The 12,025-nt window shown below is 73.7% G+C and carries 11 protein-coding genes; 5 read left to right on the top strand and 6 right to left on the bottom strand.

The features are described from left to right. Positions 1-132: 132 nt before the first annotated feature. The 3 genes from E1283_RS21170 to E1283_RS21160 are packed head-to-tail and all read left to right on the top strand — an operon-like array spanning position 133 to position 3,165. Positions 133-1,263, top strand: a complete 1,131-nt coding sequence (locus E1283_RS21170) for an ABC transporter substrate-binding protein (protein ID WP_132819686.1) — start codon at positions 133-135, stop codon at positions 1,261-1,263. Positions 1,264-1,303: 40 nt separating this feature from the next. Further along, complete coding sequence (locus E1283_RS21165; RefSeq protein WP_132819685.1) at positions 1,304-2,275, top strand: carbohydrate ABC transporter permease; 972 nt, start codon at positions 1,304-1,306, stop codon at positions 2,273-2,275. Beyond that, on the top strand, positions 2,272-3,165 hold the full coding sequence (locus tag E1283_RS21160) for a carbohydrate ABC transporter permease (RefSeq protein WP_132819684.1): 894 nt from the start codon (positions 2,272-2,274) through the stop codon (positions 3,163-3,165). The genes E1283_RS21165 and E1283_RS21160 overlap by 4 nt, the downstream gene beginning before the upstream one ends. Positions 3,166-3,188: 23 nt before the next feature. Here E1283_RS21160 and E1283_RS21155 read toward each other — a convergent pair whose 3' ends face one another. After that, positions 3,189-4,214: a LacI family DNA-binding transcriptional regulator gene (locus E1283_RS21155; RefSeq protein WP_243744993.1), complete on the bottom strand. Its 1,026-nt coding sequence runs from the start codon at positions 4,212-4,214 to the stop codon at positions 3,189-3,191. Between the two features lie 244 nt (positions 4,215-4,458). Between E1283_RS21155 and E1283_RS21150 the strand changes: the two genes are divergently transcribed. Beyond that, entirely contained in the window at positions 4,459-5,439 is a 981-nt protein-coding gene (locus E1283_RS21150; protein WP_132819689.1) for a hydroxyacid dehydrogenase, read from the top strand. Between the two features lie 172 nt (positions 5,440-5,611). Beyond that, positions 5,612-7,117, top strand: coding sequence for a rifampin monooxygenase (gene rox / locus E1283_RS21145; protein WP_132819688.1), 1,506 nt, complete (start codon positions 5,612-5,614; stop codon positions 7,115-7,117). Here rox and E1283_RS21140 read toward each other — a convergent pair. From E1283_RS21140 to pcaH, 5 genes are all read right to left on the bottom strand, one after another. Next, entirely contained in the window at positions 7,078-8,268 is a 1,191-nt protein-coding gene (locus tag E1283_RS21140) for a 4-hydroxybenzoate 3-monooxygenase (protein WP_132819687.1), read from the bottom strand. The two genes, rox and E1283_RS21140, sit on opposite strands and share 40 nt — an antisense overlap. Positions 8,269-8,273: 5 nt before the next feature. Next, on the bottom strand, positions 8,274-9,416 hold the full coding sequence (pcaDC, locus tag E1283_RS21135) for a bifunctional 3-oxoadipate enol-lactonase/4-carboxymuconolactone decarboxylase PcaDC (RefSeq protein ID WP_132819682.1): 1,143 nt from the start codon (positions 9,414-9,416) through the stop codon (positions 8,274-8,276). Then, entirely contained in the window at positions 9,394-10,794 is a 1,401-nt protein-coding gene (gene pcaB, locus E1283_RS21130; protein WP_132819681.1) for a 3-carboxy-cis,cis-muconate cycloisomerase, read from the bottom strand. The genes pcaDC and pcaB overlap by 23 nt, the downstream gene beginning before the upstream one ends. Continuing rightward, positions 10,781-11,353, bottom strand: a complete 573-nt coding sequence (gene pcaG / locus E1283_RS21125) for a protocatechuate 3,4-dioxygenase subunit alpha (RefSeq protein WP_132819680.1) — start codon at positions 11,351-11,353, stop codon at positions 10,781-10,783. Before pcaG ends, pcaB begins: the two co-directional genes overlap by 14 nt. After that, a partial coding sequence (gene pcaH, locus E1283_RS21120; protein ID WP_132819679.1) for a protocatechuate 3,4-dioxygenase subunit beta occupies positions 11,353-12,025 on the bottom strand: 673 nt, incomplete at its 5' end. The genes pcaG and pcaH, both read right to left, overlap by 1 nt.

Here is a 12,025-nt window from a genome sequence, read left to right as displayed (position 1 = left end):
GCCGAGGAGTGGGCGGCGTGAGCGGCAAGCGCGGGAACGGCGAAGGCTCCATCTACCCCTACCGCAACGGCTTCGCCGCCTACGCCTGGGTCACCACCCCGGAAGGCCGCGTTCAACGCGGCCCACGAGGACGTGCGGATCGAGCTGGTGAACGTGCCGGCGGCCGAGTTGTCCAACACGCTCAACAACGCGCACGCCGCCGGCGACCCCTCAGGCGCCCCCTGCCTGGCACAGAGCGACAACCGGCAGGGCGGCATGCTGCTCGCCCAGGGCGTGATCGCCGACATCGGCGAGTACCTGGAGCCGCACGCCGACCGGTTCGCGGCCGGCGCGATCGACGCGCTGTCGATCGCCGACGTCGTCTACGGGGTGCCCAACCAGCGGCAGCCGATCTTCACCATGTTCCACGCCCCGACCTTCGAGGAGCGCGACCTCGCCTACCCCACCTCCTGGGAGGAGGCCATCGAGGTCGGCGAGCGGCTGGGCGAGGACGGGATCCACATCTTCAACCTGGCCGGCGAGGACCCCTCGACCTGGATGAACATGGCCTGGCAGGCCGGCGCCCGCTGGTACGCGATCGAGGGCGACGCCTGGCGGATCGACTTCACCGACGAGGCGTCCCGCACCGCCTCCGAGATCATGCAGCGGCTGCTGGACGAGGACCTGGTCGAGCGCATCTCCTACGCCGAGTACCCGGCGATGATGCAGGAGTACGACAACGGCCGGATCGCCATGCGCCAGCTCTCCACCTGGCAGCTCAGCGGCCACCAGAGCAACGCCGACCAGACCCTGGGCGAGTGGGAGCCGGCCCCCAACCTCACCCTGGGCGGCCAGTCGGCCCCGCTCTCCGCGGCCGACACCGCGGGCCTCTTCGTCCCGGCGCTGTGCGAGGAGCAGGAGGCCGCCGTGGAGGCCGCCGTCTGGCTGGCCACCGAGGCCGAACCGGTCACCGCCATGGCCGACCCGGCCGAGGGCGCCGGCTGGTACCCGGCCGTGGCCGACCCCGAGCCGTTCCTCGACGCGCTGGTGCCGAACGAGCTGTTCGGCGAGTACGCGGCCGAGACCGTCCCGGTGGTCCAGGAGTCCGACGACTACGCGGAGGGCTGGATCTACGGCCCCAACTCCCGGGCCATGTACGAGGAGTTGGCCGACCAGTGGGGCAAGGCGATGAACGGTGAGATCACCGTCGAGTCGATCCTCGACCACATGCAGGAGTGGACGGTGAACGACCTCAGGCAGCAGGGCGTGAACGTCGTCGAGTAGGCAGCCGTCCCCACCCCACGCAACGTCAGGAACCCTCCAGATGTCGATCACCGCCACCAGGGCGGAGCCGACCGGGGCCGCGGCCACCCGCCGCGGCCCGGGCCGCGACCTCCGCCGGACGTCTCGCTGGCACACGCTCCGCGCGCTCAAGGGCGCCGCCTTCGCCGCCCCCTTCATCGTCGGATTCCTCTTCGTCTTCGTGGTCCCGGTCGGCTACGCGGTCTACGAGAGCCTGTTCAGCGAACGCAGCTCGGGCCTCGGCATCGGCGGCCAGGAGCGCGTCTTCGTCGGCTTCGACAACTTCACCCGGGGTCTCCAGGACGGCGCCTTCTGGGCCTCGGTCGGCCGGGTGCTGGTCTTCGCCTGCTTCCAGATCCCGCTGATGCTCTCCCTCGCCCTCGGCATGGCGCTGCTCCTCGACCAGCTCGCCACCAGGACGGCGCACCGCTTCCGGCTGGCGTTCCTGGTGCCCTACATGATCCCGGGCATCGTGGCCGCGCTGATGTGGATGTACCTCTACAGCCCCCGGCTCGGCCCGCTCACCGGCGTTCTCGAACTCGTCGGCGTGGACGCCGACTTCTACGCCTCCGAGATGCTCTGGGTCTCCATGGGCAATCTGCTGACCTGGCACGGCGTCGGCTACAACATGCTGATCATCTACGGCGCCCTGCGCGCCGTACCCCGCGAGGTGTTCGACGCCGCCCGCGTCGACGGCGCGGGCGAGCTGCGCATCGCCTGGTCGATCAAGGTGCCCTTCGTGCGCGGCGCCCTGGTGCTCACCGGGATGCTCGCCATCATCGGCATGCTGCAGATCTTCAACGAGCCGCTGCTCTTCCGGCAGGTCGCCCCCGAGACGGTCACCAAGAGCTACACGCCGATCATGCTCATCTACTACCAGGCGTTCGACAGCAACGACTACGGCTACGCGGCCGCGCTCTCGGTGATCCTCGCGCTGATCGTCGGCGCGATCTCCTTCCTCTTCTACCGCTTCACGAACAGGGCCCCGTCATGACCGCGACCCGCCGCCGGCCCGAGCCGGGCGAAGAACTCCCCGTCGGCACCCGGCAGTCCAGGTTCTCCCGCATCCTGGTGCTGGTCGGCCTCGGCGCCCTGGTGCTCTACTCGATCGCCCCCGTGTGGTGGCTGGTGGTCTCCGCCACCAAGGACCAGCGCGACCTGCTCTACACCAACGGCCTCTGGTTCGGGGACTTCAACCTGTTCCAGAACATCGAGCAGGTACTGGAGTACAACGACGGCATCTATCTGCGCTGGCTGCTCAACTCGCTGCTGTACGCCACCGTCGGCGGCCTGGTGGGCACCCTGATCGCCCTGGCCGCCGGCTACTCGATCTCCCGCTTCCAGTTCCCCGGACGCGGCCTGCTGCTCGGCGCGGTGATCGGCTCGTTCCTGATCCCGTACGCCATGCTGACCATGCCGCTCTACCTGCTCTTCTCGCGGATCGGCCTGGTCGACTCGGTCTGGGCGGTGCTGATCCCGTCGTTCATCAGCCCGTTCTCCGTCTATCTGGCCAAGGTGTACACGGACGGCGCGGTGCCCGAGGAGATCATCGAGGCGGCCCGCATCGACGGGGCGGGCGAGCTGCGGATCTTCTTCCAGATCGTGGTCCGGCTGATGTCGACCGGCGGCGCGACCGTGTTCCTGCTCTCCTTCGTGCAGAACTGGAACCAGTTCTTCCTGCCCCTCACCATGCTGCGGGGCGAGGACAAGTGGAGCCTCAACCTGGGCCTCTACTTCTGGAACAGCAAGCGCGTCGAGGCCGGTGTCGACCTCACCGCGCTGGTGCTCACCGGGGCCCTGCTCTCGGTGATCCCGCTGGTGATCTTCATGGTCGCGATGCAGCGCTACTGGCGCACCGGCGTCACCCTCGGCGCCCTCAAGTGACCGCCCGCCAGGCGGGTCCGTGGTCAGCGCGGCCCGGGCGCCGGGGGAGCGGTGGAGCCGCGGACCACCACGTGGGTGCTCAGCCGCGTGCGGTCCTCGGCGCCGCCCACCCCGTCCCGCCGGTCGAGCACCAGCCGGGCCGCGGTGCGCCCGAGCTCCTGGTAGGGCACGTGCACCGTGGTCAGCCTCGGAGTCAGCTCGTTGGCCATCGGGATGTCGTCGTAGCCGATCAGCGACACGTCGTCCGGCACCCGGAGACCGGCCTCCCGCAGCCCTTCGAGCGCGCCGAGCGCCACCATGTCGGTGGCCGCGAACACGGCGGTGAACGCCACCTGTTCGCGCAGTGCCTCGCGCACCGCGCGCAGCCCGGCGTCCCGCAGGAACAGGCCCTCGCGCTCCAGCTCCGGCGCGGCGGCCACCCGGTAGTCGGCCAGCGCCCCGCGGTAGCCGGAGAGCCGGCCGTCCGCGGTGGACTGGCCCTCCTGGGCCCCGACGAAGAGGATCCGGCGGTGGCCGAGCGACAGCAGGTGCGCGGTGGCCCCGTAGGCGCCGCCCTCGTTGTCGTACTCGACGACGGTCGCCGGCAGGTCGTCGGCGAGCGGCGGCCGGCCGCAGAGCACGAGCCGCGAGCCGACGCTGTCCAGCGAGCGGGCGAACCGGCTCATCCGCTCGCGGTACTCGGTGGTGTACTGGATGCCGCCCACCAGGATGACGGCGGCCGCGTGCTGCTCCCGCATCAGGTTGACCACCGCGAGCTCCCGCTGCCGGTCACCCTGCGTGGTGCACACCAGGCACAGCCGGCCCCGCCGCGCGGCCTCCTGCTCGACGCCGGCGCCGATCTGCGCGAAGGCGCTCCAGGTGATGTCGTCGAGCACCAGCGCGATGGTCTCCACTCCCGTGCCGGCCAGCGCCTTGGCGTGCGCGTTGGCCACGTAGTCGAGCTGCCGCACGGCGCGCAGCACCTTGGCTCGGGTCGTGTGCGTCACCGGGTAGTTGTCGGCGAGGACCCGGGAGACGGTCGCCACCGAGACGCCGGCCTGCCTGGCCACGTCCCGGATGGTGCTGCGGCGGGCGGGGGCGCCCGCGCCGGATCCGCCGTGTCCTTCGTGTCCGCCGCGCGCGGTCGACGCAGAAACCGGCTTCCCCGGTCCAGTGGTTGCCACGCGCCAACGTTACCTTGACTTGCCCTTTCCCAGCCGCCGATGATGCGCACGTTTTCAGTAAACGGTTACCACCCCCAACTCTCACCACGGAGGACTTGTGGAGCACCCACAGCCGAAGGTCGCCCTCGCCATGGCGGCCGACCTGCCGGGGCGCCTGTTCAGCCCCGCGCAGTGGGCCCGGCTGCGGAAGCTGGCCGAGCTGCGCGAGGGCACGGTGCTCACCGAGTTCCACTCGCCGGCGGCCCGCGCCGCGCTGGCCGAGACCGAGGTGCTGATCACCGGCTGGGGCAGCCCGGTGCTGGACGCGGCCGCGCTGGACGCGGCGCCCCGGCTGCGCGCCGTGCTGCACGCGGCGGGCTCGGTGAAGAGCCATGTGTCGCCCGAGTGCTGGCGGCGCGGGATCCCGGTGACCACGGCGGCCGGCGCCAACGCCGAGCCGGTGGCCGAGTTCACCCTGGCCATGATCCTGCTGGCCCTCAAGCGGGTCAGGGCGGCCACCGCACGCTACCGCGAACGGCGCCGCTACGTGGACGTGCTGCGGGAGTTCCCCGGCATCGGCAACCACAGGCGGCGGGTCGGCCTGGTCGGGGCCTCCCGGATCGGCCGTCGGGTCGTGGAGCTGCTGCGCCCGTTCTCCCTGGACGTGGCGCTCGCCGACCCCTACCTGACGGAGGCCGAGGCGCGGGCGCTCGGCGTGCGGCTGCTGCCGCTCGACGCGCTGCTCGGTGAGTGCGACCTGGTGAGCCTGCACGCGCCGGCCATCCCGGAGACCCGGGAGATGATCGACCGGCGCCGGCTCGCCCTGCTGCGGGACGGTGCGGTCCTGGTGAACACGGCGCGCGGCTCGCTGGTCGAACAGGACGCACTGGTGGCCGAGTTGGTCTCCGGGCGGATCGAGGCCGTGCTGGACGTCACGGAACCCGAGGTGCTGTCGCCCGACTCGCCGCTCTACACCCTGGAGAACGTCTGGCTCACCCCGCACCTCGCCGGCGCCCAGGGCGGTGAGGTGCACCGGCTCGCGGAGGTGGTGTTGGACGAACTGACGCGGCTCAACGCGGGGTCGCCGCTGCTCAACGTGGTCCTCGCGGCCGATCTGGACCGGATGGCCTGACGGCGCCGCCACGCGCGGCGGACGACACATGACGAAGGCAAGGAGTTCGCCACTCCTTGCCACTCTCAACGTATAGCGCACCGGGGGCCTTGCGGCAAGACCCCGTCCGTGCCGCAGAATCTCCGGCCGAAGCCACACCACGGCACCGAGCGGGGGATTCCTGATGACCGATGTGACCGACGTGATCGTCGTAGGCGGCGGACCGACCGGCCTGATGCTGGCCGCCGAGTTGCGGCTGCACGGCGTGCGGGTGGTCGTGCTGGAGCGCGAGACGGAGCCGACCGGGTACGTCCGCTCGCTCGGCCTGCATGTGCGCAGCATCGAGGTGATGGACCAGCGAGGTCTGCTGGAGCGGTTCCTCGAACACGGCGGGCGGTACCCGGCCGGCGGTTTCTTCGCCGGCATCGAGAAGCCCGGTCCGGTACGGCTGGACACCGCCCATCCCTACGTCCTCGCGATCCGGCAGCCCGTCACGGACCGGCTGTTGGCGGAGCGCGCCGTCGAGCTGGGCGCCGAGATCCGGCGCGGCCACGAGCTGGTCGGGCTGAGCCAGGACGAGCACGGGGTGACCGCCGACCTGGCCAGGAGGGGCGTAGCCGCCGAGGGCGGGGGAGGGGGCACGCGGCTGCGCGCCCGGTATCTCGTCGGCTGCGACGGCGGCCGCAGCACGGTGCGCGGACTGCTGGGCGTCGGCTTCCCCGGCGAGCCCACCAGGGTGGACACGCTGCTGGGCGAGATGGAGGTGGGCGTGGCACCGGAGACGGTGGCCGCCGTGGTGGCCGAAGTCCGCAGGACCCACAGGCGGTTCGGCGTCGGGCCCTTCGGCGACGGCGTGTACCGCGTCGTGGTGCCCGCCGAGGCGGTGGCCGAGGACCGTTCGGTCCCACCCACCATCGAGGAGTTCAGGCGGCAGCTGCGGGTCTTCGCCGGCACCGACTTCGGCGTGCACTCGCCGCGCTGGCTGTCCCGCTTCGGGGACGCCACCCGGCTGGTCGAGCGCTACCGGGTCGGGCGGGTGCTGCTCGCCGGCGACGCGGCGCACATCCACCCGCCGACGGGCGGGCAGGGCCTCAACCTCGGCATCCAGGACGCGTTCAACCTCGGCTGGAAACTGGCCGCCGAGGTCGGCGGGTGGGCGCCGGCGGGGCTGTTGGACAGTTACCACACCGAACGGCACCCGGTGGCCGCAGACGTGCTGGACACCACCCGCGCGCAGCTGGAGCTGTTGTCCCCCGAGCCGGGGCCCCGGTCGGTGCGTCGGCTGTTGTCGGAGCTGATGGACTTCGAGGACGTCCACCGGCACCTGATCGAGAAGGTCACCGCGATCGGGGTCCGCTACGACTTCGGCGAGGGGCACGAGCTGCTCGGCCGGCGGATGCGGGACGTGCGGCTGGGGCGCGGGCGCCTCTACGAACTGACCCGCGTTGGCCGGGGGTTGCTGCTCGACCAGACCGGCCGGCTCTCGGTGGCGGGTTGGGCCGGCCGGGTCGACCACGTGGTGGACGTCGGCGAGGACCTGGACGTCCCCGCGGTACTGCTGCGGCCGGACGGGCACGTGGCGTGGGTCGGCGACGACCAACGGGAACTGTTCGACCGGCTGCCGAGATGGTTCGGCGCCCGCGACGCCGCCGGGCACCGTCAGCCGGCGAGCGGGTCCGGCGGGGCGAACCCGGCGTAGTTCTCGGCGAGTTCGGCCGCCGCGTGACGTGAGTCGGCGATCCGGTGCAGCTGGGCGAGTTGCAGACGGGTGGCGAACGGGTCCTGGTCCGGGGCGAGATGGAGCGTCGACGTCATGAAGTGGGAGAAGTGCTCGGCCCGCCACACCGCCCTGAGCCGGGTGGCGGAGTAGGCGTCGAGCAGGTCGGGGGAGCCGTCGTCGTGCAGCCGGCCGAAGGCCCGGGCGAGCTCGACGACGTCGGCGACCGCGAGGTTGAGGCCCTTGGCGCCGGTCGGGGGCACGATGTGCGCGGCGTCGCCGGCCAGGAAGAGGCGGCCGTGGCGCATCGGCTCGGTGACCGAACTCCGCATCGGCAGGACCGACCTGGCGGTGATCGGGCCGGTGCGCAGCCGCCAGTCGCCGACCGTCTCGAAGCGGCTGGCGAGCTCGGCCCAGATCTCCGTGTCCGACCAGTCGGCGGGGTCGGTCCCGTTGGGTACCTGGAAGTAGAGCCGACTGACGTGGGGGGAACGCATGCTGGCCAGCGCGAAGCCACGCGGCGAGTGGGCGTAGACCAGCTCGTCGGAGGACGGCGGCACGTCGGCCAGTATTCCGAACCACGAGTAGGGGTAGCCGCGTTCGACGACGCGCCGGGCGGCGGGCGGGGGGACGGTCCTGGTGACGCCGTGGAAGCCGTCGCAGCCCACCACGTAGTCGCAGTCGAGCCGGGCGTCGACGCCGTCGCGCCGGTAGTGGACCACCGGCCGCGCGGTGTCGGCGCCCTCGACCGCGGTGACGGTGGCGTCGAACAACAGCGGTGGACCCTCGGCGAGTTGGAGGGATATCAGGTCCCTGACGACCTCGGTCTGGGCGTAGACCGTCACCCGCCGACCGCCGGTGAGCGTCGGGAGGTCGACGCGGTACGCCCGGCCGTCGAAGCGCAGCTCTATCCCGTCGTGGACCAGGCCCTCGCGGTCCATCCGCTCGCCCGCCCCGCAGGCGCGCAGCACGTCGACGGTGCCCTGTTCCAGGATTCCGGCGCGCTGCCGCCGCTCCACATAGCCGCGGTCCCGGCTCTCCAGGACCACGCAGGCGACGCCCCGCGCGTGCAGCAGCCGCGCCAGCAGCAGCCCGGCGGGGCCGCCGCCCACGATGCCGACCGTCGTCTCCACGGCACTCACCCCTCGCTCCTTCCGTCGTCCCGCAGCACCCGGTCGGCGACGGCGAACGCGGCGTTGGCCGCGGGCACTCCGCAGTAGATCGCCGACTGGAGCAGCACCTCCCCGATCTCCTCCGGGGTCAGCCCGTTGCGCAGTGCCGCGCGCACGTGCAGGGCCAGCTCGTCGAGGTGGCCGCCGGCCACCAGCGCGGTGAGCGTGACGCAGCTGCGGGTGTGGCGGCTGAGCCCCGGCCTGGTCCAGATCTCGCCCCACGCGTAGCGGGTGATCAGGTCCTGGAACGGGGCGGTGAGGGGCGTGGCGCGGGCCAGCGCCCGGTTGACGTGCGCGTCGCCGAGCACCGCGCGCCGCACGGCGAGCCCGGCGGTGTGCCGCCCGGCGTCGCCGGCGGATCCCAGATGGTCGAGGAGTGCGGCGAGCACGGCGGCCGGGCGTTCGAGGTGGGCGAGGTGGGCGGCGCCGGCGAGTTCGGTGAGGCTCGCCCCCGGGATGCCGTCGGCGAGCTCCCTGGCGTGCGCCGGCGGGGTGGCCGGGTCGTCGCGGCCGGCGACCACGAGGGTGGGCGCGGTGACGGACGACAGCCGGTCCCGCAGGTCGAGGGTGGCGAGGGCGGCGCAGCAGGCCGCGTAGCCCCCGGGGTCCACCGCGCGCAGGTCGGCGAGGAGCGCGGCCAGGCGCGGCGGGTCGGCGCAGCCGGGCGAGAACCAGGTGTCCCGGCGGCTCGGTACCAGGGCCTCGGTGCCCTCGGCCCGCACCGTCGCCGCCCTGGCGTGCCAGGCGTCGGGCGGGCCGAAGTGGGCCGAGGTGCAGAGCAGCGCGAGCGAGGCGACGCGCGCCGGGTGGTCGGCGGCGAGCTGGAGGCCGACGGCGCCGCCGAGCGAGACGCCGGCGTAGCGGAAGGTGTCCCAGCCCTGGGCGTCGGCCAGGGCCAGCACCAGGTCGGCGAGCCCGGCGACGCTGTCCGGCGCCGGGCCCCGGGCGGCGGTGCCGCCGTGGCCCGGCAGGTCGAAGCGGAGCACCCGGTGGTCGCGGGCCAGCGCGGGGAGTTGGGGGTCCCAGACGGCCAGCGAGGTGCCGAGCGCGGGGCCCAGGATGAGCGGGCGGCCGTCGGGCGGCCCGTCAAGCCGGTGGTGGAGTGGCACTGTCCTCCTTCCGGTGGGAGCGCAGCGCGCGGTCGGTCAACGCGCCGGCCGAGCCGGTGTAGCGGGTGGGGTCGGTGAGTTCGCGCAGCCGCTCCTCGGCCAGGGGCGTGGTGCCGCGCAGCGCCTCGGCCAGCGTGCCGCCGTGTTCGGTCACCCGGCGGGTGGCGTCGCGCAGCAGCCGTCGTGCCGTGTCCCGGCCGAGCTCCGGGGTGAGGGCGAGGGCCAGCCGCTCGCTGACCAGCAGACCGCCGGTCAGGCGGAGGTTCTCCCGCATCCGGTCGGGGCGCACGGTCAGCCGTTCGACGAGCGCGGCCGCGCTCGCGGCGGCGCCGCCGGTCAGCCGCAACAGCTCGCGCAGCGGCTGCCACTCCGCGTGCCAGGCGCCGGCGGGGCGTTCGTCCTCGGCGGCCAGCGCGCCGAGCAGCACGGCGGCGAGCGCCGGCGCCTGCCGGGCCGCGGCGGCGATCAGCGTGGCCAGCACCGGGTTGCTCTTGTGCGGCATGGCGGACGAGCCGCCCCCCGCGACCTCGGCGACCTCGGCGATCTCGGTCCTGGCGAGCACCAGCACGTCGGCGGCGATCTTGCCGAGGGCGCCGGTCACCAGGGCGAGTGCGGCGCCGAGTTCGGCCACCGGGGCGCGCAACGTGTGCCAGGGCAGCATGGGTTCGGCCAGGCCCAGCTCGCGGGCGTAGCCGCGGAGCAGCGGAAGGCCGGCGTCGTCCTCGGCCTGGGACAGTTCGGCGAAGGAGGCCAGCGTGCCGGCGGCGCCCCCGAGTTGGGCCGGCAGCGGCAGATCGGCCAGCCGGCCGCGGGCGGCGGTCAGCTGGCCGAGCCAGCCGGCCGCCTTGAGCCCGAAGGTGGTCGGCACCGCGTGCTGGGTGAGGGTGCGGGCCGCCATCGGGGTGTTCCGGTGGGCGGCCGCCAGCGCGGCCAGGCCGGCGGCCGCCCGGTCCAGGTCGGCGAGGACCAACCGCCGGGTGCGCGCCGCCACCAGCATGGCCGCGGTGTCGAGGATGTCCTGGCTGGTCGCGCCCCGGTGCACGGCGTCGGTGCCGGCCCGCTCGGTCAGCTCGGCGACCAGCGGGATCACCGGGTTGCCGCCGGCGCGGGCGCGGAGCGCCAGCCCCCGGACGTCGAACGCCTCGGCGCGGGCCGCGGCGGTGATCGCCTCGGCCGCCGCGGCGGGGATCAGCCCCCGGGCGGCCTGCGCCCTGGCGAGCGCGGCCTCGGCGTCCAGCATGGCCGACAGGAACGCCACGTCCCCGGTGGCCGCCTCGGCCGGCGAGCCGGCGCTGCCGGGGGTGAGCAGGCCGAACTCGCCGACGGCGCCGGGGAGATCGGGGGAGGGGGAGCTGGCGAAGGGGTCAGCGGAACTCAAGGAAGACCGTCTCCTCCTCGCCCTGCAACCGGATGTCGAGGCGGTACGTGTCGTGCGCCCCGGCCGTCGCGATCAGCGTCCGCCGCCGCTCGGCCGGCAGCGCGGCCAGCAGCGGGTCGTCGGCGTGCGCGACGGAGTCCTCCGGGAAGTAGAGGCGGGTGAACAGGTGGTGCGTCAGGCCGCGGGCGAAGACACAGACGCTGAGGTACGGCGCGTGTCCTGGCCGCGCGCCGGGGCGCAGGGTGCGCGCGGACCAGCGTCCTTCGGCGTCGGTGGGCACCCGGCCCCAGCCGGTGAAGTCGGCCGCGTGCCGGCCCAGGAAGCCGCCGGTGACCGCGTCCCGGCGCAACGAGCCGGGCGTGGACGGCAGTTCGCCGTGCTCGTCGGGACCCCACAGCTCCAGCAGGGCGTCCGGCACCGGCGCGCCGGCGCCGTCGAGCACCCGGCCGTGCACGGTGACGGCGGCCGGGTGGCCGGGCGGCGCGAGGTCGCCGCCGCCGGGGAACGGCAGGGCGTAGCCGAAGAACGGGCCCACGGTGTGGGAGGGGGTGCGCGACATCAGCGGCCCTCCTCGATCCAGGTGGCGGCCGGCCCGTCCAGCACGATGTCCCAGCGGTAGCCGAGCGACCACTCGGGCCGGGAGAGCTCGTGGTCGTAGGCGGCGACCAGACGCTGCCGCGCCGACTCGTCGGTGACCGACCGCAGGATCGGGTCGTGCCGGAAGAGCGGGTCGCCCGGGAAGTACATCTGGGTGACCAGGCGTTGGGTGAACGCCGTGCCGAAGACGGAGAAGTGCAGGTGGGCCGGACGCCAGGCGTTGTCGTGGTTGCGCCAGGGGTAGGCGCCCGGCCTGACGGTGGTGAAGCGGTAGCGGCCCTCGTCGTCGGTGAGGGTGCGGCCCACCCCGGTGAAGTGGGGGTCGAGCGGCGCCGGGTGCTGGTCGCGCTGGTGGGCGTAGCGGCCCGAGGCGTTGGCCTGCCACAGCTCGATCAGCTGTCCGCGCACCGGGTGCCCCGTGCCGTCGAGCAGCCGGCCGGAGACGGTGATCCGCTCGCCGAGCGGCTCGCCGGCGTGCTGCCGGGTGAGGTCGTTGTCGAGGTCGGTGACGTCGGTGCGGCCGAACACCGGGCCGTGCAGCTCGGCCATCTCCGGGTCGCCGCCCTCGACGGCGACCAGCGGCCGGACGGGGTGCCGGAACGCGCTGCTGCGGTAGGGGCGGTAGTCGCGGGGC

The sequence above is a fragment of the Streptomyces hainanensis genome (assembly GCF_004348415.1).
GTDB lineage: Bacteria > Actinomycetota > Actinomycetes > Streptomycetales > Streptomycetaceae > Streptomyces > Streptomyces hainanensis.
Note: the sequence above shows the minus strand (reverse complement) of the source record. Positions and strands in the feature narration are given on the sequence as shown.

Bases quoted from the DNA above. Each gene is read 5' to 3' on its own strand.
- E1283_RS21165 (WP_132819685.1), top strand. From the start codon at position 1,304: ATGTCGATCACCGCCACCAGGGCGGAGCCGACCGGGGCCGCGGCCACC.
- E1283_RS21160 (WP_132819684.1), top strand. From the start codon at position 2,272: ATGACCGCGACCCGCCGCCGGCCCGAGCCGGGCGAAGAACTCCCCGTC.
- E1283_RS21150 (WP_132819689.1), top strand. From the start codon at position 4,459: ATGGCGGCCGACCTGCCGGGGCGCCTGTTCAGCCCCGCGCAGTGGGCC.
- pcaG (WP_132819680.1), bottom strand. From the start codon at position 11,353: ATGTCGCGCACCCCCTCCCACACCGTGGGCCCGTTCTTCGGCTACGCC.